A 20,407-nucleotide genomic window follows, 5' to 3' on the forward strand; every position below is an offset into this window, starting at 1 on the left:
TCCGCAGGGTGTCAGACACCTCCAACTGAAATGCCAAGGTGTCTGACACCCGATGAGACGCTGCGGCAAGCGGAAAGCGCATCTCCTCAGGGTGTCAGACACCTCCAACTGAAATGCCAAGGTGTCTGACACCCGTTGAGACGCTGCTGCAAGCTGAAGCGCATCTCCCCAGGGTGTCAGACACCTCCAACTGAAATGCCAAGGTGTCTGACACCCGTTGAGACGCTGCTGCAAGCGGAAAGCGCATCTCCCCAGGGTGTCAGACACCTCCAAATGCCAAGGACTATGCGTACGCCTCGATCGGCAGGCACGCGCAGACCAAATTGCGATCGCCGTAGGCGTTGTCGACGCGGGCGACCGGCGGCCAGTACTTGCCGTCGCGCAGCGTCGCCACCGGGTAGGCGGCCTGCTGGCGCGGGTAGTCGTGCAGCCATTCCTCGGCCAGCAGCATCTGGGCGGTGTGCGGCGCGTTCTTCAGGACGTTGTCGTCACGGTCGCGTTCGCCGCGTTCGACCTGCGCGATCTCTTCGCGGATGGCGATCATCGCGTCGATGAAACGGTCCAGTTCGGCCACGCCTTCGGATTCGGTCGGCTCGACCATCAGCGTGCCGGCCACCGGGAAGCTCATCGTGGGCGCATGGAAGCCGTAATCCATCAGCCGCTTGGCGATGTCTTCGGCGCTGATGCCGCTGGTTTCCTTGAGCGGGCGCACGTCCAGGATGCACTCGTGCGCCACGCGGCCGTTGCGGCCCGCGTACAGGACCGGGTAGTGGTCACGCAGACGGGTGGCAATGTAGTTGGCGTTCAGGATGGCGACTTCGGTGGCGCGGCGCAGGCCGTCCGCGCCCATCAGCGCGATGTACACAAACGGAATCGGCAGGATGCCGGCCGAGCCGAACGGGGCGGCCGAGACCGGGCCGACCTTGGCGTCGCCGGGCAGCTTGCCCTGTTCGTTCACGACGCCCGGCAGATATGGCGCCAGGTGCGCGCGCACCGCCACGGGGCCCACGCCGGGGCCGCCGCCGCCGTGCGGAATGCAGAACGTCTTGTGCAGGTTCAGGTGGGACACGTCCGAGCCGAACTTGCCGGGCTTGGCCACGCCGACCATTGCGTTCATGTTGGCGCCGTCCAGGTAAACCTGGCCGCCGGCCTGATGCACCAGATCGCAGATTTCGGTCACGGCTTCTTCGAACACGCCGTGCGTGGACGGGTACGTGATCATCAGCGCGGCCAGCTTGTCGCCGACCTGCGCGATCTTGGCGCGCAGGTCCGTGAGGTCCACGTTGCCATTGGCGTCCGAGGCCACCACCACCACATCCATGCCGGCCAGCTGCGCCGAGGCGGGGTTGGTGCCGTGCGCCGACGACGGGATCAGGCAGATGTTGCGCTGGTGCTGGCCGTTGGCCTGGTGGTAACCGCGAATGGCGAGCAGGCCGGCGTATTCGCCCTGCGCGCCCGAGTTGGGCTGCAGGCTGATGTTGTCGTAGCCGGTGATTTCGCACAGCGCGGCCGACAGGCGGTCGATCAGTTCGACGTAGCCCTGGCTTTGCGAGGCGGGCGCGAACGGGTGGATCAGCGCGAATTCGGGCCAGGTGATGGGGATCATCTCGGCCGTGGCGTTCAGCTTCATGGTGCACGAACCCAGCGGGATCATCGTGCGGTCCAGGGCCAGGTCCTTGTCGGCCAGCTTGCGCAGGTAGCGCAGCATGTCGGTTTCGGACTGGACGCTGGAGAAGATGGGATGCGTCAGGATGGCGCTTTCGCGGGCCACCGCGGCGGGGATGCCACTGGGGGCTGCCGCGTCGAGCGCGTCGATGTCGAGTTCGACGTCATCGCGCTCCAGGCCGGCGGCGAAGACGTTGACCAGCGCCTGCAGGTCGGCCACGGTCACGGTTTCGTCCAGCGAAACCGCAAGGCGCGCGCCGTCGACGCGGCGCAGGTTGATGTGGGCGCAGTCGGCGGCCGTCAGGATGGCAGGCGTTGCGGCGCCGGTTTCCAGCAGCAGCGTGTCGAAGAAGGTGTCGTTGACGACCTTGACGTCCAGCTTGATGAGTTCGGCGCGCAGGATCGCGGTGGCGCGCTGCACGCGCTCGGCGATGCGGCGGATGCCGGCGGGACCGTGCCACACGGCATACATGCCGGCCATCACGGCCAGCAGCACTTGCGCCGTGCAGATGTTGGAGGTGGCCTTCTCGCGGCGGATGTGCTGTTCGCGCGTCTGCAGCGCCAGGCGCAGCGCGGGGTTGCCCTGCGCGTCCTTGGACACGCCGACCAGGCGGCCGGCCATGTTGCGCTTGAAGGCGTCCTTGCAGGCCATGAAGCCCGCGTGCGGACCGCCAAAGCCGAACGGCACGCCGAAGCGCTGCGCCGAACCGACGGCGATGTCGGCACCCCACTCGCCCGGCGCGGCCAGCACGGCCAGCGCCAGCAGGTCCGTTGCGCACGCCACCACGGCGCCTTGCGCGTGGGCGGCTTCGGCCAGCTTGCGGTAGTCGGACACGGCGCCCGTGCTGTGCGGGTATTGCAGCAGCACGCCAAAGCACTCGGGCAGACCTTCGGCTTCGTCGCCGATGCGGATCTCGATGTCCAGGCCTTCGGCGCGCGTGCGCACGACTTCGATGGTCTGCGGATGCACGTGGCGCGAGATGAAGAACACAGGGCTCTTGGACTTGGCGCTGCGGCGCGCGAGCGTCATCGCTTCGGCGGCGGCCGTGCTTTCGTCCAGCAGCGAGGCGTTGGAGATGTCCAGACCGGTCAGGTCGGCGACCATGGTCTGGTAGTTCAGCAGGGCCTCCAGGCGGCCCTGCGAGATCTCGGGCTGGTACGGCGTGTAAGCCGTGTACCAGGCGGGATTTTCAAGAATGTTGCGCAACACCACGTTGGGCGTCTGCGTGCCGTAGTACCCCTGCCCGATGTAGCTGCGGTAGACCTTGTTGCGGCCCGCCACCTGCTTCAGTTCGGCCAGCACGTCGGCTTCGCTGCGCGAGGCGGGCAGCGCCAGCGGCGCCTGGCTGCGGATCTTGGGAGGCACGACTTCTTCGATCAGGGCGTCCAGGCTGTCGCTGCCGATCACGGCAAGCATGGCGGCCTGGTCGGCGTCGGAGGGGCCGATATGGCGGGGAATGAAGTCGGTATGGGTGTCTAGGGCGCGCGACATGGGGAGATCTCGGGGTAGCGGGTGTCGTCCTGGGGACGGACGGTATTGCGTCTGGCGAGGGCGGCGGCGCCAAGACGGCCCGCCTCCCTCGCGGGCGGCATCAGCCGTTGGCGACGGCTTCGTAGCCGGCGGCGTCCAGCAGCTTGTCGGCGTCGGCCGCGTTGTCCGGCTTGATCTTGAAGATCCAGGCGGTGAAGGCCGATTCGTTGATCAGGTTGGGGTTGCCTTCCAGTTCTTCGTTGAAGGCAACGATTTCGCCGGACACGGGCGCGTAGATGTCCGAGGCGGCCTTGACCGACTCGACCACGCCGGCGGTTTCGCCCGCGTTCAGCTTCGCGCCGACGTTCACGTCGCCGACGAAGACCAGATCGCCCAGCTGATCCTGGGCGGTGTCGGTGATGCCGACGACGAACACGTCGCCCTCGGCTTTGACCCATTCATGGGACTCGGTGTACTTGCGATCGGTGGGCAGACTCATGGGAACTCCTGAGGGAATACGGGTAGATGAATGGTGTTGCGCGCCTCGCGCGGGCGGCCGTCGCCCAGTCCGGGGCGGCGCACGCGCGAAGCTTCGAGTTTACGAGTGTTCGACGGCTTTGCCGTTACGCACGAAGGGCAGCTTGCACGCCACGGCGGGCACCCACTTGCCGCGGATATCGACCTCGACCGTATCGCCCGGCGCCACGCCTTGCGGCAGGCGGGCAAAGCCGATCGACACGCCCAGCGTGGGCGACATGGTGCCGCTGGTGAGTTCGCCCATGCCTTGCGCGGTGCGCACGGCCATGTGCGCGCGCATGACGCCGCGGTCCTTGAGCTTCAAGCCGATGAACGTGGCGGGCGTGGCGAATTGCTCGAGCGCATCGCGGCCGATGAAGCGGCGCTCGGCGTTCTTGAAGGACACGGTCCAGGTCAGGCCGGCCTGGCCGGGCTGGGTGAGTTCGTCCATGTCCTGGCCGTACAGGTTCATGCCGGCTTCCAGGCGCAGCGTGTCGCGCGCGCCCAGGCCTGCCGGACGCACGCCCTGGGCGGTCAGGTCGCGCCAGAGCTGGACCACGTCGGCGGCGGGCAGGACGATTTCGAAACCATCCTCGCCGGTGTAGCCCGTGCGGGCGACCAGCGTGTCGTCGCCCAGGCGGGCGGCGACGAAGGGAGTCAGCGGTTCGGTGGCGGCTTGCCAGGCCGGGCGGGCCGCCCAGACCTTGGCGCGGGCGTTGGGGCCCTGCACGGCCACCATGGCCAGATCGCGGCGCGGCGTGATGGCGACGTCGAACGCGCCGGCCTGCTTGACGCGCTGCATCCAGGCCACGTCCTTGTCGGCCGTGCCGGCGTTGACCACCACGCGCCATTCGTCGGCGGCGAAGAAATAGATGATGAGGTCGTCGATGACGCCGCCCTGCGGGTTCAGCATGCAGCTGTAGAGCGCCTTGCCCGGCACCGTCAGCTTGGACACGTCGTTGGCGACCAGACGCTGCAGGAAGGCGAACGCGTCGGGACCCTTCACGTCGACGTTGAGCATGTGCGAGACGTCGAACATGCCGGCGTCCTGGCGCACCGCGTGATGCTCTTCGAGCTGCGAGCCGTAGGCAAGCGGCATGTCCCAGCCGCCGAAATCGACCATGCGGGCGCCGGCGGCGATGTGTTCTTCGGCCAGCGGGGTGCGTTTGAGGGGTGCGGACATGCGGGGAACTCCGGGACGGCGTGATGCCAGGGTTACGGAATGCCGCTGATTGCGGGCGGATGGCGCCCGCGCAACGGCTGAATCTTCCGCCCCTCTGTCCTTTTGCCTGAGAGTTGCCCCGCGTGGCGGGTTTGCACCTTCGGCGCCTGGGCTGCTCGCCATGTCCCTGTTTCAGGGGCGGCGCCAGGTCTCTCCAGAGTACTGTTTTGCCGCATCCGCATGGCCTTGAGGCAACAAATGCGGGACGGGGCAAGCCTGCGCGGTATCGGTTACCTGAGCGATTCTGGGCGAATTGCGCCTTCGGCGGCGGCCGGGCTTGATGCCTTCGGCCACTCTCTCCCGCAGCATGCGTGACAGCGCCGAAAGCATACAACGAAAGCCCGGGGTAAGCCTAGGCCTGTCGCGCGCTGGGCGGCGCTAGCCCAGGGCCGTGTCCAGCAGCATCATCAGGACGAAACCCAGCATCAACCCGCAGGTGGCGTAGACCTCGTGCCCCTTGCGGTGCGATTCCGGGATGATCTCGTGGCTGATGACGAACAGCATGGCCCCCGCGGCAAAGCCCAGCCCCCACGGCAGCAGCGGCGCCGACCACCCGACGACCGCGGCGCCCAGCACCGCGCCCACGGGCTCGATCAGCCCGGACAGCATGCCCAGCGCCACGGCGAAGGTCCGCTTGTAGCCGGCGGCCAGCAAGGCGACCGCCACCACCAGTCCTTCGGGGATGTCCTGGATGGCGATGCCGGTGGCCAGCGCCGTGCCGCGCACCGGGTCGCCCGCGGCATAGCCCACGCCGATCGCCAGCCCCTCGGGCAGGTTGTGCAGCATGATCGCGAACACGAACAGCCAGGTGCGGCGCAGACGGTGCGCCTCCATCCCTTCCCTGCCCTTGATGAAATGCTCGTGCGGCAGCGTCCTGTCCATGAGCAGCAGCACGCCTGCGCCCAGCAGGATCGCGGCGCCCACGGTCAGGCCCGCGCCCCACGGGCCGTAACCCAGGTCCTCGCCCGCGGCGATGCCCGGCGCCACCAGCGAAAACGCGCTGGCGGCCAGCATGACGCCGGCGCCAAAGCCGAACATGCTGTCCTGCGCCTTTTGCGGAATGGTGCGGGCAAAGAGAATGGGCAACGTGCCGAGCGCGGTGGCGCCGGCCGCGACAAGCCCGCCAAGCAGCGCGTCCGCCACGTGCGGCGCCCGCACGTCCAGGTAAACCCAGAGTTGGTACAGGGCCAGGCAGGACACCATCACAGCCAGCGTCCAGACGCTGATGCTGGTGGCTGCCGGCCGCACGCGATGGCGGCTGAAGGTATTCATAGGCGGCTGCGCTCCTTCGTGAAGATGCGCTCAGCCCCGTGCTGCGGCGTAGCGGCGCGAGACCTCGGCCCAGTTCACCACGTTGTAGAAAGCGCCGATGTATTCCGGCCGGCGGTTCTGGTACTTCAGATAATAAGCGTGTTCCCAGACATCCAGCCCCAGGATGGGCGTGTTGCCGTCCATCAGCGGGCTGTCCTGGTTGGCGCTGCTTTCGACCACCAGCTTGCCGGCGGGCGTCACGCTCAGCCAGGCCCACCCGCTGCCAAAGCGCGTCAGGGCCGCCTTGGTGAAGGCTTCCTTGAAGGCGGGCATTCCGCCCAGGTCGGCGTCAATGGCCGCGGCCAGCGCGCCGTCCGGTTCGCCGCCGCCCTGCGGCGACATGACGGACCAGAAGAGACTGTGGTTGGCGTGGCCGCCGCCGTGGTTGCGCACCGCGCCGCGCACGGCGTCGGGCAATTCCTTGATGCGGGCGACCAGCGCCTCGACCGGCTCGTCCGTGTCGATGCCGGCGCCTTCCAGCGCGGCGTTCAGGCCGTTGACGTACGTCTGGTGATGCTTGGTGTAGTGGATCTCCATCGTCATCGCGTCGATATGGGGTTCCAGCGCGTCATAGGCGTACGGCAAGGGAGGAAGGGTGTAGGCCATGCGAGTCTCCGGCTGATCCGTCCCGGGTGGGACGAGCTTGATAAAGATCAAAACATAAATGATATGTATTTTTATTTGATATCACAATGCCGGAGTGGCGATGCGTGCCGCAGGGGCGTCCGCAGCAGCGGAATGCGCGTCGCAGATTGGCGCTAATCGCGCCGCGAAATCAAAGCGCCTGTCCGCAGGCGACGCCCGACGCCCACGCCCATTGGAAGTTGTAGCCGCCCAGCCAGCCGGTGACGTCCACGGCTTCGCCGATGAAGTACAGACCGGGAACCGACTTGGCCTGCATCGATTTCTGATCGAGGCCGCGCGTGTCCACGCCGCCGCGCATGACTTCGGCCTTCTTGTAGCCCGCCGTACCGCTGGGCACGAGCGTCCACTGATGGATGTCCTGCGCCAGTGCGCGCAGCGTCTTGTCGGGCGCGTCGGCCAGGCGCAGGGCCGCCAGGCCGAGCTTGCCGCCCTGCTCGGCCAGGTGCAACCAGCGATCGGCCAGCCGCTTCGGCCACAATCCCCCCAGCACCGTGTGCAACTGCTGGCGGTTGCCGGACTTGGAGGCCAGCAGTTCCTGCGCCAGGTCGCGTCCCGGCGCCAGGTCGATCACGATGGGTTCGCCCGGCTTCCAGTAGCTGGAGATCTGCAGGATCGCCGGACCGGACAGCCCCCGGTGCGTGAACAACAGGTCTTCCAGGAACTCGCCGCGCGCCTTGCCCTGCCCGGTTTGCAGGTTCACTTCCAGCGCGACGCCGGACAGTTCCGACAGCGGCTGCCATTGCACGGGGTCGAAGGTCAGCGGAACGAGCGCCGGGCGCGGCTCAACGACCTTCAGGCCGAACTGGCGGGCAATCTTCAGCCCGAAATCCGTTGCGCCCAACTGGGGGATCGCCATGCCGCCGGTCGCGACGACCAGCTTGGCGGCCCGGATGACACCCTGGCTGGTGCGCAGTTCGAAGCCGGCCTCGCCCTGCGCGATCTCGGCCACCGGGCAGCCCATGCGCCATTGGACATTGCCCGCGCCGCACTCGGCGCGCAGCATGTCGATGATGTTTTCGCTGGAGTCATCGCAGAACAACTGGCCGCGATGTTTCTCGTGCCAGGCGATGCGGTGGCGCTTGATGAGCGCCAGGAAGTCCTGCGGCGTGTAGGCCGACAGCGCCGAACGGCAAAAATGCGGGTTTTCCGACAGGAAATTGGCGGGGCCGGCGCCGATGTTCGTGAAGTTGCAGCGCCCGCCGCCGGAGATGCGGATCTTCTCGGCCAGCCGCTGCGCGTGGTCGACCAGCACCACGCGCAGGCCGCGTTGACCAGCGACCGCCGCGCACATCATGCCCGCGGCGCCCGCGCCAAGCACTGCAACATCGAACATCAAGATTTCCGGCCCGCCCGTGCTTACTCTTCGATCAGGCAATCAACGTAGTAACGCTTTTCGCCGTCCGGACCCACTTCGTCGGCCAGGCCGTGGATGTAGGTTTCGAAACCGGGGAAGCGTTCGTTGAACTCGCGCGCGAACTGCAGGTACTGCACGATGGTGCGGTTGAAGCGTTCGCCCGGGATCAGCAGCGGAATGCCCGGGGGATACGGCGTCAGCAGCACGCCCGTGACGCGGCCTTCGAGCTTGTCGATGTCGACGCGCTCGACCTCGCGGTGCGCCATGCGGGCAAACGCGTCCGACGGCTTGAGCGCGGGCACCATGTCGCTCAGGTACATCTCGGTCGTCAGGCGGGCGACGTCGCGCTCGCGGTAGGCTTCGTGGATCTGCTGGCAGAGGTCACGCAGGCCCATGCGCTCGTAGCGGCGATGGTCGCGGCAGAACTCCGGCAGGATGCGCCACAGCGGCTGGTTGCGGTCGTAGTCGTCCTTGAACTGCTGCAAGGCGGTCAACAGCGTGTTCCAGCGGCCCTTGGTGATGCCGATGGTGAACAGGATGAAGAACGAATACAGGCCGGTCTTTTCAACCACCACGCCGTGCTCGGTCAGGTACTTGGAGACCAGCGCCGCGGGAATGCCGGTTTCACCGAAGCTGCCCGACATGTCCAGCCCCGGCGTGATGACCGTGGCCTTGATCGGGTCCAGCATGTTGAAGCCTTCGGCCATTTCGCCGAAGCCGTGCCAATGGTCGTTGGCTTCCAGGATCCATTCGTCGCGGTTGCCGATGCCTTCGGCCACCAGGCGATTCGGGCCCCAGACCTTGAACCACCAGTCGTTCTTGCCGAACTCGGATTCCACCTTGCGCATGGCGCGGCGGAAGTCCAGGGCTTCGCGGATGCTTTCCTCGACCAGCGCGGTGCCGCCCGGCGGCTCCATCATGGCGGCCGCCACGTCGCAGGACGCGATGATCGCGTACTGGGGCGAGGTGGACGTGTGCATCAGGTACGCCTCGTTGAAGACGTTGCGGTCCAGCTTGCGGGTCTCGGACTCCTGCACGATGATCTGCGAGGCCTGCGAAATGCCGGCCAGCAGCTTGTGCGTGGAGTGCGTGGCAAAAACCATCGCGTCCTGGCTGCGCGGGCGATCCTGGCCGATGGCGTGCATGTCCTGGTAGAACTCGTGGAACGACGCGTGCGGCAGCCAGGCTTCGTCAAAGTGCAGCGTGTCGACGTAGCTGCCGAGCTGCTGCTTGATCATTTCGACGTTGTAGATGACGCCGTCGTACGTGCTCTGCGTCAGCGTCAGGATGCGCGGGTTCTTGTTGACCGCTTCGCGCGCGAAGGGGTTGGCTTCGATCTTCTTGCGGATGTTGTCCGGGTGGAACTCTTCCAGCGGGATCGGGCCGATGATGCCCAGGTGGTTGCGCGTGGGGCGCAGGAACACGGGGATTGCGCCCGTCATCGTGATGGCGTGCAGGATCGACTTGTGGCAGTTGCGGTCCACCACCACCACGTCGCCGGCCGCGACGTTGGCGTGCCACACGACCTTGTTCGAGGTCGACGTGCCGTTGGTCACGAAGAAGCAGTGGTCCGCGTGGAAGATGCGCGCGGCGTTCAGCTCGGACTCGGCCACCGGGCCGGTGTGGTCCAGCAGCTGGCCCAGTTCGTCCACGGCGTTGCAGACGTCGGCGCGCAGCATGTTCTCGCCAAAGAACTGGTGGAACATCCGGCCCACGGGGCTCTTCAGGAACGCCACCCCGCCCGAGTGACCCGGGCAGTGCCACGAATAGGAACCGTCCTGCGCGTACTTCACCAGCTCGCGGAAGAACGGCGGCGGCAGGCTGTCGACGTAGCTGCGGGCCTCGCGGATGATGTGGCGCGCCACGAATTCGGGCGTGTCCTCGAACATGTGGATGAAGCCGTGCAGCTCGCGCAGGATGTCGTTCGGAATGTGTTCCGACGTGCGGGTTTCGCCGTACAGGTAGATGGGAATGTCCGCGTTGCGAAAGCGCAGTTCGCCGATGAAGGCGCGCAGGTTCTTGATTGCGCTGGCCACGTCCTCGGGCGAGTCCACGTCGAACTCTTCATCGTCGATCGACAGGATGAAGGCGCTGGCGCGGCTCTGCTGCTGCGCGAACGAGCTCAGGTCGCCGTAACTGGTCACCCCGATCACCTCGACGCCCTCGGCCTCGATTGCTGCGGACAAGGCACGGATACCCAAACCGGACGCGTTCTCGGAACGGTAGTCCTCGTCGATGATGAAAATGGGGAAGCGGAATTTCATGCAGGCGCTCCTGGGGGCATGGCGAATCGGACGCGTATCGCGGCGCGAATGTACTGCGAGTAAAAAACCGTCCGAAGTCAGACGGCGCGAGCACCCGCCGGCGGCGGGAATTGCGGAATTGTAGGGCTGTTTTTCTTACAGCCCTAAGGGAAATCCCCAGAAGCGCCGGATCGGCCTATCGGATGGTCCGGGCTTCGCCCGTTTGCAGGGCTGTCATGAACATTTCAAAGTAGGCGGGGATGGCCTCGGCGGCCCCGTAGCGGATGCGCCGTTCGACCTTGGCAATGGCGCCAAAGCAGACTTCCGAGCCCGGTTCTCCGCAGACGAGAACCACCGGATCCTCGTCGTCGCAGACCTCGTAGAGCCCGCCGTGCGCACGGCGGCCGACTTCGTAGAGATAGGCGGCGGCGCCGACGGTTTGCATGGGGGTCAGAGGCAGCGTGCCCAGATGGGCGGCCTCCAGCGCGTCGTCCAGCGCATGGACGCTGGACGGGGAGTAGTCCAGCAAGGCGCCGGTGGCTCCGGCGGCCTCTACAAAGTCCTGCGCGGCACCCGCGACACGTGCCACGAACTCTTCCTGCACCTCATGGCGCGTCGCATCCTGTTTTGTCTTGAGGAAACCGAACATCAGTGGCTCCTTGTTCAAAACCGCAAGCGGCGATGGGGCCATTATAGGCAAGCCCGTCCTCCTATACTGCCCAAACGTTCCCTATTCCCAACACTTTGATTCCGCCATGAACGCCCCTGCCGTCCGACGTCTGACCGCCACCGATGCCGCGCCCCTGCGGCAATTGCGTTTGAACGCGCTGGTGGAAACGCCCGAGTCCTTCGGATCGAGTTACGAAGAGGAACACACGCTGACATTGGCGGACATCCGCGCGTGGATTTCGCCGGCCGACGACGGCGCCATGTATGGCGTGTTCCTGGCGGACACGCTGGCCGGCATCGTGGGCGTCAGCCGCCAGCGCAAGCTGAAGCTGCGCCACAAGGCGCACATCTGGAGCATGTACGTGGCGCCCGCCCATCGCGGACAGGGGCTCGGCCGGCTGCTCATGCGCGCGGCGATCGACCACGCGGCAACCATGCGCGGCGTCCGGCAGGTGCAGCTGAGCGTGACCGCCAACAACACCGCGGCGTCCGCGCTTTACGCCAGCCTGGGGTTCACGGTATATGGCCACGAACCCGAAGCGCTTTGCGTGAACGGACAGCTCTACGATGAAACGCTGATGGCGATGCCGTTGTCGGACGGCTGACCCGGCGGGTCAGCCCGCGCCAGCCCGGCGCCGCGCGCCGAACGCGCATACCTGATTGCGCCCGCCGTCCTTGGCCTTGTAGAGCGCCTGGTCGGCCGCCTTGATGACGGCGTCGGGCGCGCGCAGGGCATCGCTGCGCTCGGCCACGCCGATGCTGACCGTGACGCGCAGGGGCCGGACGCCACGCCCTCCCCGTCCGCCACGCCGGCGCTGGCCGATCTGGTCCGCCTTGGGACGGGCCGGCTTGTCGCGCAGGCGCATCTGGTAGGCCTCGATGGCGCGCCGGACCGTTTCCAGATGCGGCATGGCTTCGGCCGCGGTCTTGCCGGGAAACACCAGCGTGAATTCCTCGCCGCCGTAACGATAGGCTTGGCCGCCGCCCGGCACGCGCCGTAGCTGCGAGGCCACCATGCGCAGCACCTGGTCGCCCACGTCGTGGCCGTGCGTGTCGTTGAACGCCTTGAAATGGTCGACGTCGGCCATCGCCAGCGTGTAGACGCGGCCCATGCGCTGCAGCCGTTCGTTCAGCGCGCGGCGGCCCGGCAGGCCGGTGAGCTCGTCGCGAAACGCCATGTGAAAGCCTTCATGCGCCAGCGAGATGCACAGGGACGTCAGCGCCGCGGCGGACATGAGGGCCAGTTCGAGCGGCTGGGCCGCCCCGCGGGGCAGCGCCCACGCCATGCAGACAAAGCCCAGCCACTGCCCCGCCTGCTGCGGACGTCCATAGCGCAACAGCAACAGCGTCAATGTCAGGCCGGTGGCCAGCAGCGCAATCAGCGCCTCGGCCGGCACGCCCATGCGCGCCAGCGTGCCCTGCAGCGCAATGGTGCTGAACAGCTCTTCCACGCCGTCCTTGCCGGCCAGCGCGATGATCGCCGCGCCCGCGGCCATCAGGCTGACGCGAAGCGCCACGTCGATCAGCATGCTGGACCGTTCGGACCACATGGCGTTGATGGTGTAGACGAGCGACCACCAGGCCAGCACAGGCCCCATCGCCCACGGCGCGTCCCGAACCAGCGTGGGCCATGCCGCCGTGACGGCCAGCACGCACAGCATCAGCGCCATCGTTTGAGAGCGCTGATACATCAGGCAGATCGCCGAGCCGATCAGCGCCATCACCCACGGCACGAACGGCACGATCAGGCTCAACGCCGGCGGCCATTCCCGCCAGAACAGCAGTCCGATCGCGGCGGCCACCGGCAACGCGGGATAGAACAACAGGGGCAACCAGGGGATGTGGGGGTAACGCACGGATTGGGCCTTGCTAACGCTTGCAGAAATGACGTCGCCAAATCGGCAAACACATGTAATCTTTTTACGGACGCGGCAGGAGGTTCTTTAGCGCAGGCCGCGTAACGACGCGGCGCTCCACCATCACAAGGCCTCCATGAGAATCCTGGTCAATATCGATGTTCCTGATCTCGAACACGCCATCGGCTTTTATCAGGCCGCCTTCGGTTTGACGCTGAACCGCCGGCTGGGCGCGACGGGCGCCGAACTGCTGGGCGCCGACGCCCCCATCTACCTGCTCGAGAAAGCCGCCGGCACACCGGCGGCCGGTACTGTGCGCCAGCCGCGCGACTACGCGCGGCATTGGACGCCCATGCATCTGGACGTGGTGGTGGACGACGTGGACAGCGCGGTCGCCCGCGCGGTGGCCGCCGGCGCGCGCCTGGAGGATCCGCCCGCCACGCACGCCTGGGGCCGCATCGCGCATCTGGCGGACCCTTACGGCCACGGCATCTGCATTCTGCAATTCCTGGGGCGCGGCTACGACGAACTGGCCAGCGACGCGCAGGCCGGCGCCGCGCCGCTGCGCTTTACGCCCGCAACGCAGGCGGATTTCGAGGCGCTGCTGGCCTTGCGGATCGACGCCATGCGCGACAGCCTGGAGCGGCTGGGCCGCTTCGATCCGGACCGGGCCCGTGAGCGGCTGCGCGGCACCTTCCGCCCCGAGTGCACCTGGCACATCGAGGCAGACGGCGATCGCATCGGGTTTTATTGCCTGCGCCCGGACGGCGAAGGGTTGCGGCTGGATCATCTGTACGTGCATCCCTGTGCGCAAGGACGAGGCGTGGGCGGCCAGGTGCTGCGCCGGATCTTGCGGGACGCCGACCGCGACCGCCAGGCAGTGACCCTGAGCGCGTTGCGGGGCAGCGATTCAAACCGCTTCTATCGCCGGCACGGCTTCGTGCAGACCGGCGAAGGGGAATGGGACATCGAATACCTGCGGCCGCCGGCCGCAGGCTGAGGGATCAGGTGCGCGGCAGCGTGACGCCGCGCTGGCCCTGGTACTTGCCGCCACGATCGCGGTACGAGGTCTCGCAGACCTCGTCGCTTTCCAGGAACAGCATCTGCGCGCAGCCTTCGCCGGCGTAGATCTTGGCGGGCAGCGGCGTGGTGTTGGAGAACTCGAGCGTGACGTGGCCTTCCCATTCGGGTTCCAGCGGCGTCACGTTGACGATGATGCCGCAGCGCGCGTAGGTGCTCTTGCCCAGGCAGACCGTCAGGACGCTGCGCGGAATGCGGAAGTATTCCACCGTGCGCGCCAGCGCGAACGAGTTGGGCGGAATGATGCAGACGTCGCCCTTGAAATCCACAAACGAGCCTTCGTCGAAATTCTTGGGATCGACGATCGTGGAATTGATGTTGGTGAAGATCTTGAATTCGTCGGCGCAGCGCACGTCGTAGCCGTAGCTGCTGGTGCCGTAGCTGACGATGCGCCCGCCATTGGCCGTACGGACCTGACCCGGTTCGAAGGGTTCGATCATGCCGGCTTCGGCCTGGCGGCGGATCCAGCGGTCGCTCTTGATGCTCATGGTGGGTGTGGTGCTAGGGATTTGAATGGGCGTCATTTTATCCCGACCGCGCCGGCCGCCTTGATTTGAGGCGGGACAGGCTTGTCCCGCCTCAAGCTTGGGCGTCTGCTCAATTGCCGAACAGCGTGCGATAGACCAGCGAAATCCCGTTGACCGAGCCGCCCTTCAAATCCAGGGACAGACCACGCGCCAACCGGTAACTTGCCCGGCCCACGGTGTCGCTGCCCGAGAGCGCCTGCTCGACGCTCAGCGTGATGCCATTGGCGAAGTTCTTGCTGGCCACCAGGAATTGCGTGGACAGGTCGCTGCCGATATCGCGGTTCACGTTGCCGGCCACCGTGCGGTCGGGCAGGATGCTGCCCGAGCTGCCCATGTTGCCGGTGCGCACGGCCACGTCGTCCAGGCCGAACTGCTTGTAGAACGGCTGTCCGCCGCCCAGGAGCGCCGTGCCGATCGACACGAGCAGGGCCGCGTCGCCGCCGCTTTCGTCCGGCCCCCGGCCCAGCAGCAGCCACGACAGCTTTTCGACGTCGCTGACTTCGGGATAGGACACCAGGTCGATGCGCGGACGCTGGGCCGTGCCCACCACCCGCACGCCGGCCTCGACCAGTTCGCCCGTGCGCAGGGCCTCGATGTCCAGGATGGGATTGTCCAGCCGGCCCTGGAAGGTCAGCGTGCCGCGGCTCAGGCGCAGCCGCTGGCCATAGGCCTCGATGCCGCCGCCGCGCGTGCGCAACTGGCCCCAGCCCGTCAGCCGGCCGTCATTCAGGCGGATCTGGATGGAGCCGAGCAGACCGGCGTCCAGCCCCATGCCGGTGATGTAGAAGCGCGGCCCCATGTCGAACTTCAGGTCCATGCTGGTCTGCAGGGGCGTGGACACCTTGCCGGGTTCGTCGCCCGCGCGGATCACGCGCACGTCATCGTCCAGCGTCGGCACGCCCTGCAGGATTTCCAGGCTGAACCAGCCGGCATCGGCGCTCAGGTCGCCCACGATTTCCAGGCGCGGCATGGCCGCCCGCACGTCGACCGTGCCGGACACCATGGCGTAGCGGTCCGAGCGCTGCAATGCCGGGAAGCGGAACAGCGTCAGCCGGATTGCGCCGCCGCCGTCCATGATGTTCCAGTCGCCCTTGGCTTCCGCGTACCCGTCCTTCGCGCCGGGGTTCGTGGTGATCCATTCCTTGGTGCGCCATTCGGCCGGCATGACGCGCAGCGACGCCGGAAAGCGCAGGCTGTCCAGGATCAGCCGCTGGCCGTCCAGACGCGCGGACAGCGTGCCGTCGATCAGCCGCACGCCGTCGTCGATGCGGACCAGCCGCAGCTTGTCGCCCCGGATGGTGCCCGTCGCGCCCCATTGGCCCGCCAGCGTGCCCTGCACGTCGATGTTGGCCTTGAGCGTGCCGCCGACCTCCATGGCGTCGCCCACGAAGAGGCCCACCCAGGCGAGGTCAGCGATATCCGCGTTCAGCCGCGCCCGCAGCGGCTGGCGCGTATCCAGCGCCATGCCGCCTTGGGCGTCCACCAGCAATACCGCCGTGCCGGTCCCGTTGATCGAGCCCATCTTGTCCGTCGACAGATCCAGGCGGGCATCCACCCGGCTGGCGTTGGCCGACGTGGGCGTGGCGGTCACGTCGACGACCAGCGTCTTCACCCCCAAGGGGATGGGCGGGTCGCCCGGAATCAGCAGATCGCCCGTACGGCGCGCGATCCGGGCGCGGCCCGCCAGGCGCCCGTCGAATTTCAGATCCCACAGCAGGTCGAGCGCAATGCGGCGCTGGCCGTCGGGCACCACCGCGTTCACGCGGCCGGCATTGCGGCCCAGCTTGGCCGCGGCTTCCGGGTCGAACGCGCCGATCACCTGGCGCGCCACGGTCGCGGTGATGACCAGATTGTCGGACTGCCCGGCGGTTTCCCAGCGCTTGCCGCCGCCGCGCGAACCCTGGTGCGCCACGGTGAGGCGCTCCTTGCCCGGCAGGACGAGGCTCAGCGCGGTCTGGCCCACCTGCCATTGCCACTGCGGCGCCACCGCCGCGGGCAGGAAGGACAACGTGACCGGCCGGTCCACGGAGACGGCGAACCCGGCGGTATCCGCGCCCAGCCGCGAGAACGTGCCGCGCCAGCCCACCAGCGCCGCATCCGGCTGGCCGGCAGGTCCCCTGCCCCAGCCGCCGTTGAAGGTCAGGTTGGCCTGCGCGCGCGATTGCCCGATGATGCCGGGCCGGAGCCGGGGCGGCGTGTAGCTGGCGGTGATCTCGCCGCGATGCGCGGCCACCGTGCCGTCGATGCGGGCGCGCACCTCCGCGCCGCCCGGCACATCCGGCCAGAAGGCGTCCAGCTGCGGGGCCTGGGCGTCCAGCGTGATCGCACCGTTTGCCGCGCCCAATTCGCCCGTCGCGCGCACGCGGTTGCGGCCCAGCCGCAAATCCACGTCCAGGTCGTGGATCCGCAGGCCGGCCAGCGGGTCTACCAACGGATCCGGCGCGGCGCTGCGGGCAGGCGCCGGCGGGGCGCCTGTTGCAGCAGCATTGGCCGCAGCAGCGGGTTGCGCAGCGTCGGCTGCCGCGGCATCGGCTGGCGCAGCACCGGCTGCCGCGGCGACGTCCACCTGCGCCTTCAGTTTCCCGCTCAGCGCTTGCCGGTTCCAGCGGCTGCCTTCTTCAAACCGCAGACTGACGGCCGCATGGCGCAGCTCGCTCAGGTTTTCGATATCGGCCTGTACATCGGCGCGTACGGTAAGCAGCGCCGGCGGAATGGCAGGGCCCGTCCACGGCGCAAGATCCAGCCGCTGCGCGTCCAGCGAGCCGACGATCCGGTTGCGCCCCGGCGCGTCGCCCGCCTGCAGGTCAAACTGCGCGGCCAGCGTGGACTTGTCCGGCAGTTGCGCGCGCGCCCGCGCGCTGCGCAGCACCAGCGCCGTGCGCGGCGCCAGATCGGCCACCACATCCAGCACCAAATTCGAACCCGTGCCGTCCACCTTCGCCTGAATGCCGTCGAGCGATCCGGCGGCGTCGGCGCGCAGCACGACAAGGCACGAGGGCGCGGGCGGGCCCATCGCCGGCGCCGCGGGCTCGGTTTTGTCCTTGTTGCTCTTGTCGCCTTCCGCGGCGTCGGCAGGGGCCTTGGCCGCCGCTGCCGGCTTGACGGCAGTTGCGCCCTTCGCGCCCTTGCCCCCTGCATCGGCCGCACGCGCGCCTGCGCGCTTCGCGGCGTTCTGAGCCTTGGGCGCTTCAGCCTTTTTCACCGGTTCGCCGGCCTTGGCGCCGGGCTGCCCCTGCCCCGCCACCGGTCCGAACACGCCGCTCAACCGGTCGGCCTGGCACAAGGGGGAATCGGGGCCCGCGCCGCGCGCCGTGACGTCCAGGCGCGCCGCGAACGGCCACGGGTCGGCCAGGTCCTGCAATTGCGCCTGGCCCGTCACATCGGCCTCGCCCACTTCGTGTCCGACCCGCAAGCTGGCGATACGCAACTGCGCGCCCTGCTGGCCCGCGGCGAACGTGGCGTTCAGGTCGTTCAGGGTGACGGGCAGCGGCTGGCCGTCCTGGGTGAACTGGAAATCGCCCAACGCCAGCCGGTCCACGGCGATGGTCACCGGCAGCTTGGGCAGGGTGAAGGGTTCGCCGTCGTCTTCGGCAGGCGGCGCCTCGGGCGAGGACACCATGTCCACGCGCACGGAACTGGCCGACAGATTGCGCACGTGCAGCAGCCGGTCGCCCAGGGCGCGCCAATGCACGGCCAGGTCCAGATCATGGATATCGATGTGCGTGCCGCCGGCCGTCAGCGTCAGCTGGCCCACAGTCACCCCGCGCAGGAGCGAGCCATTCACGTCCAGCGCCTGGCCGTCCAACTGCTGCGCGGCCGTCGTCAGCAAGAGGCGCGTGCCGTTCTGCGAGGCCACGAGCCAGAAGATGAATCCGGCCGCCAATGCGGCCAGCATGGCAAGCCCGGGCAGCCACCACACCAGCACATGGCGCAGGAATTTACGCACGAACTTCAAAACGCGATCCCCAACGAGAAATGCAGGCGCAGGTCGCGTTCGCGCTGGCCGTAGGCCACGTCCAGGAACAACGGGCCGGCCGGCGTGCGCACGCGCGCGCCGACGCCGTAGCCCACGGACATCTTCATGTCGCCGAACGATTCGGCGGCATCGCCCGCATCCACGAACACGCCCATGCCCCAGCGCTCGTCAAAATAGTGGTCGTATTCAATGCTGCCCACCAGCAGCGTGGGCGCGCCCACCACGGCGTTGTCGCGGTGCACGCCAATGCTCTGGTAACGGTAGCCGCGGATAGTGCGCGCCCCGCCCGTCCGAAAGCCAAAGTCGTCCGGAACCTGCACGTCGCCGTTGGACCACACGCGGCCGACTTCGCCGCGGATCGTCAGCACGTCAAGCTTGCCGATCGGCCACCACTTCTGGCCGCGCAGCCGCAGGCGCGTGTAGGGCTCGCCCGTATCCAGCGTAATACCCACGCCGCCGCCCACGGCAATCAGGTTGCCTTCGCGCGGATCGTATTTGTTGTCCACGTCGCGCCGCAGCCATTCGGCCGTGGTGGTCACGGTGGGCAGCGTGTAGCTGTCGCCGCCGTCGATCTTGACGTGGTCCTGCGCCAGCAGCACGCCGTAGCGCGTTTCGTATTCGACCCGGCTGTCGCCCGCGCCCTTGCGCTCCTGCGTTCGCGTGGCGCCCAGCGCGTAGCGGGTCACCTCCAGCCCCTGGATGTCGGAGCGGTCCGCCAGGATCCCGAAGGAATCGCGGTAGCCGCGCTCGGACGGCGGCAGCAGGATATCCATGAAGGCGCGCTGGCGCAGCCGGTCCACGCCAAATCCGGTCTCCATCGTGACGGGCTGGCCGAACACGACGTTCTGACGATACAGGGACTCCACCCGCACGCCGGCCTCGTCGTCCACGCCGATCGACGCGGAAAAGCGCTTGGGCGGCGCCTCGACCACGCGCACCTGCACGGGCAGCGTGATTTCGCCGTCCGAATCGAACTGCGCGGGCGGCGGGGGCAGGCCGCCCGACACCGTGGGATCGCCCGCCGGCGCGGCCGCGGCGGCGTCTTCGGCGCCCGGCCCGCGGGCACGGTCAGAGATCGGGTCCGTGGGCTGATCGGTCTGGCTGGGCGGCTCCTGCAGCGAAACGAACGCGCCGCGGAAGAAGGCGGTCGATTGCAGGTCCTGCTGCCACTGATCGAGCCGGTTCTGGTCGAACGCGGCCCCCACGTTGTAGCGGACGTAGCGATCAATCAGCGTCTCGGGCACCCGCTTCAAGCCCTGCGTGTTGAGTTCGCCCATGCGCACCTGCGGGCCGCTGTCGATGGTGACGTGCAGATGCGCGACCGCGTTGTCGGCGTCGATGTCGGCGCGCGAGGACGTCATGCGCGCCAGCAGGAAATCGCGCGTGGAAATCTCGTCCAGCAGCGTGGCCTTGGCGCGGTTCCAGTCGCTATTGATGAAGGGCTGCCCTTTGCGCAAGCTCCAGTCGTCGCGCAGCCGCTGCACGCGCTGCGCGTACTCGGGGCGCGTGATGCGGCCCGTGAACGCCAGGTTCACGGATTCGACGGTCGTGCGCTTGCCGGGCACGATGGCGATGTCCCAGGTTTCGCCTCCGATATCGGTGCCGGCCTCGAGCGTGACCTTGGGCGAAAAATAGCCCTGGGTGGCCAGCGCCGCCAGCGTCGCATCGCGCGCGCGCCGGCGCAGGCGGTTGATTTCACCGCCGTCCTGGTCTTCGGCCAGCCGCGCAATCGCATCGACCGCCTGGGTGATCGCCTGTAGCGCGGCCGGGGGCACGCCCCCCGGGTCCACAATGACTTCGGGGCGCTTGGCCAACGCCTCGCCCGCCAGCATGCACAGTCCTGCCAAAAAGGCGCGGGCAGCCCACCGCATG

Annotated in this window: 14 protein-coding genes and 2 riboswitches; of the genes, 2 read left to right on the forward strand and 12 right to left on the reverse strand. The window is 67.8% G+C overall.

Features of this window, described 5'->3' with window-relative positions; all coding sequences use genetic code 11:
* Positions 1 to 283: 283 nt before the first annotated feature.
* From gcvP to V6V88_RS23770, 8 genes are all read right to left on the reverse strand, one after another.
* On the reverse strand, positions 284 to 3,157 hold the full coding sequence (gene gcvP, locus V6V88_RS23735) for an aminomethyl-transferring glycine dehydrogenase (protein ID WP_280000984.1): 2,874 nt from the start codon (positions 3,155 to 3,157) through the stop codon (positions 284 to 286).
* Positions 3,158 to 3,257: 100 nt separating this feature from the next.
* Positions 3,258 to 3,635 (reverse strand): glycine cleavage system protein GcvH, encoded by a 378-nt coding sequence (gcvH, locus tag V6V88_RS23740; protein ID WP_223573043.1) that lies wholly within the window; start codon positions 3,633 to 3,635, stop codon positions 3,258 to 3,260.
* Between the two features lie 99 nt (positions 3,636 to 3,734).
* On the reverse strand, positions 3,735 to 4,835 hold the full coding sequence (gene gcvT / locus V6V88_RS23745) for a glycine cleavage system aminomethyltransferase GcvT (RefSeq protein WP_223573044.1): 1,101 nt from the start codon (positions 4,833 to 4,835) through the stop codon (positions 3,735 to 3,737).
* Between the two features lie 84 nt (positions 4,836 to 4,919).
* A riboswitch (glycine riboswitch) is annotated at positions 4,920 to 5,042 on the reverse strand.
* Between the two features lie 43 nt (positions 5,043 to 5,085).
* Positions 5,086 to 5,187: riboswitch (glycine riboswitch) on the reverse strand.
* A 65-nt stretch (positions 5,188 to 5,252) separates the two neighbouring features.
* On the reverse strand, positions 5,253 to 6,146 hold the full coding sequence (locus V6V88_RS23750; protein WP_062839978.1) for a ZIP family metal transporter: 894 nt from the start codon (positions 6,144 to 6,146) through the stop codon (positions 5,253 to 5,255).
* A 30-nt stretch (positions 6,147 to 6,176) separates the two neighbouring features.
* Positions 6,177 to 6,791, reverse strand: a complete 615-nt coding sequence (locus tag V6V88_RS23755; RefSeq protein ID WP_280000987.1) for a superoxide dismutase — start codon at positions 6,789 to 6,791, stop codon at positions 6,177 to 6,179.
* A gap of 169 nt (positions 6,792 to 6,960) precedes the next feature.
* Complete coding sequence (locus V6V88_RS23760; RefSeq protein WP_223573046.1) at positions 6,961 to 8,163, reverse strand: NAD(P)/FAD-dependent oxidoreductase; 1,203 nt, start codon at positions 8,161 to 8,163, stop codon at positions 6,961 to 6,963.
* A 23-nt stretch (positions 8,164 to 8,186) separates the two neighbouring features.
* On the reverse strand, positions 8,187 to 10,448 hold the full coding sequence (locus tag V6V88_RS23765) for an arginine/lysine/ornithine decarboxylase (protein WP_128828992.1): 2,262 nt from the start codon (positions 10,446 to 10,448) through the stop codon (positions 8,187 to 8,189).
* Positions 10,449 to 10,623: 175 nt separating this feature from the next.
* Positions 10,624 to 11,076 carry a hypothetical protein gene (locus V6V88_RS23770; RefSeq protein WP_062839974.1) on the reverse strand — a complete coding sequence of 151 codons (453 nt, stop codon included), beginning with the start codon at positions 11,074 to 11,076 and terminating at the stop codon, positions 10,624 to 10,626.
* Positions 11,077 to 11,182: 106 nt separating this feature from the next.
* Between V6V88_RS23770 and V6V88_RS23775 the strand changes: the two genes are divergently transcribed.
* The gene (locus V6V88_RS23775; protein ID WP_062839973.1) at positions 11,183 to 11,701 is read left to right on the forward strand and encodes a GNAT family N-acetyltransferase; all 519 of its coding nucleotides are present in this window, start codon (positions 11,183 to 11,185) and stop codon (positions 11,699 to 11,701) included.
* 9 nt (positions 11,702 to 11,710) lie between these two features.
* Here the strand turns inward: V6V88_RS23775 and V6V88_RS23780 are convergent, their stop codons facing one another.
* Positions 11,711 to 12,952: a GGDEF domain-containing protein gene (locus V6V88_RS23780; RefSeq protein WP_062839972.1), complete on the reverse strand. Its 1,242-nt coding sequence runs from the start codon at positions 12,950 to 12,952 to the stop codon at positions 11,711 to 11,713.
* A gap of 136 nt (positions 12,953 to 13,088) precedes the next feature.
* Between V6V88_RS23780 and V6V88_RS23785 the strand changes: the two genes are divergently transcribed.
* Positions 13,089 to 13,952 (forward strand): GNAT family N-acetyltransferase, encoded by an 864-nt coding sequence (locus V6V88_RS23785; RefSeq protein ID WP_223573047.1) that lies wholly within the window; start codon positions 13,089 to 13,091, stop codon positions 13,950 to 13,952.
* A 4-nt stretch (positions 13,953 to 13,956) separates the two neighbouring features.
* Here V6V88_RS23785 and dcd read toward each other — a convergent pair whose 3' ends face one another.
* From dcd to V6V88_RS23800, 3 genes are all read right to left on the reverse strand, one after another.
* Positions 13,957 to 14,520 carry a dCTP deaminase gene (gene dcd / locus V6V88_RS23790; protein WP_008166733.1) on the reverse strand — a complete coding sequence of 188 codons (564 nt, stop codon included), beginning with the start codon at positions 14,518 to 14,520 and terminating at the stop codon, positions 13,957 to 13,959.
* 109 nt (positions 14,521 to 14,629) lie between these two features.
* The gene (locus V6V88_RS23795) at positions 14,630 to 18,454 is read right to left on the reverse strand and encodes a translocation/assembly module TamB domain-containing protein (RefSeq protein ID WP_223576558.1); all 3,825 of its coding nucleotides are present in this window, start codon (positions 18,452 to 18,454) and stop codon (positions 14,630 to 14,632) included.
* 56 nt (positions 18,455 to 18,510) lie between these two features.
* Entirely contained in the window at positions 18,511 to 20,406 is a 1,896-nt protein-coding gene (locus V6V88_RS23800) for a BamA/TamA family outer membrane protein (RefSeq protein ID WP_056325212.1), read from the reverse strand.
* Position 20,407: the final 1 nt, after the last annotated feature.

Source organism: Achromobacter sp. E1 (assembly GCF_037039475.1).
In the GTDB taxonomy this organism is placed as follows: domain Bacteria; phylum Pseudomonadota; class Gammaproteobacteria; order Burkholderiales; family Burkholderiaceae_B; genus Achromobacter; species Achromobacter mucicolens.

Bases quoted from the DNA above. Each gene is read 5' to 3' on its own strand.
- gcvP (WP_280000984.1), bottom strand. From the start codon at position 3,157: ATGTCGCGCGCCCTAGACACCCATACCGACTTCATTCCCCGCCATATC.
- gcvH (WP_223573043.1), bottom strand. From the start codon at position 3,635: ATGAGTCTGCCCACCGATCGCAAGTACACCGAGTCCCATGAATGGGTC.
- gcvT (WP_223573044.1), bottom strand. From the start codon at position 4,835: ATGTCCGCACCCCTCAAACGCACCCCGCTGGCCGAAGAACACATCGCC.
- V6V88_RS23750 (WP_062839978.1), bottom strand. From the start codon at position 6,146: ATGAATACCTTCAGCCGCCATCGCGTGCGGCCGGCAGCCACCAGCATC.
- V6V88_RS23755 (WP_280000987.1), bottom strand. From the start codon at position 6,791: ATGGCCTACACCCTTCCTCCCTTGCCGTACGCCTATGACGCGCTGGAA.
- V6V88_RS23760 (WP_223573046.1), bottom strand. From the start codon at position 8,163: ATGTTCGATGTTGCAGTGCTTGGCGCGGGCGCCGCGGGCATGATGTGC.
- V6V88_RS23765 (WP_128828992.1), bottom strand. From the start codon at position 10,448: ATGAAATTCCGCTTCCCCATTTTCATCATCGACGAGGACTACCGTTCC.
- V6V88_RS23770 (WP_062839974.1), bottom strand. From the start codon at position 11,076: ATGTTCGGTTTCCTCAAGACAAAACAGGATGCGACGCGCCATGAGGTG.
- V6V88_RS23775 (WP_062839973.1), top strand. From the start codon at position 11,183: ATGAACGCCCCTGCCGTCCGACGTCTGACCGCCACCGATGCCGCGCCC.
- V6V88_RS23785 (WP_223573047.1), top strand. From the start codon at position 13,089: ATGAGAATCCTGGTCAATATCGATGTTCCTGATCTCGAACACGCCATC.
- dcd (WP_008166733.1), bottom strand. From the start codon at position 14,520: ATGAGCATCAAGAGCGACCGCTGGATCCGCCGCCAGGCCGAAGCCGGC.
- V6V88_RS23795 (WP_223576558.1), bottom strand. From the start codon at position 18,454: ATGCTGGCCGCATTGGCGGCCGGATTCATCTTCTGGCTCGTGGCCTCG.
- V6V88_RS23800 (WP_056325212.1), bottom strand. From the start codon at position 20,406: ATGCGGTGGGCTGCCCGCGCCTTTTTGGCAGGACTGTGCATGCTGGCG.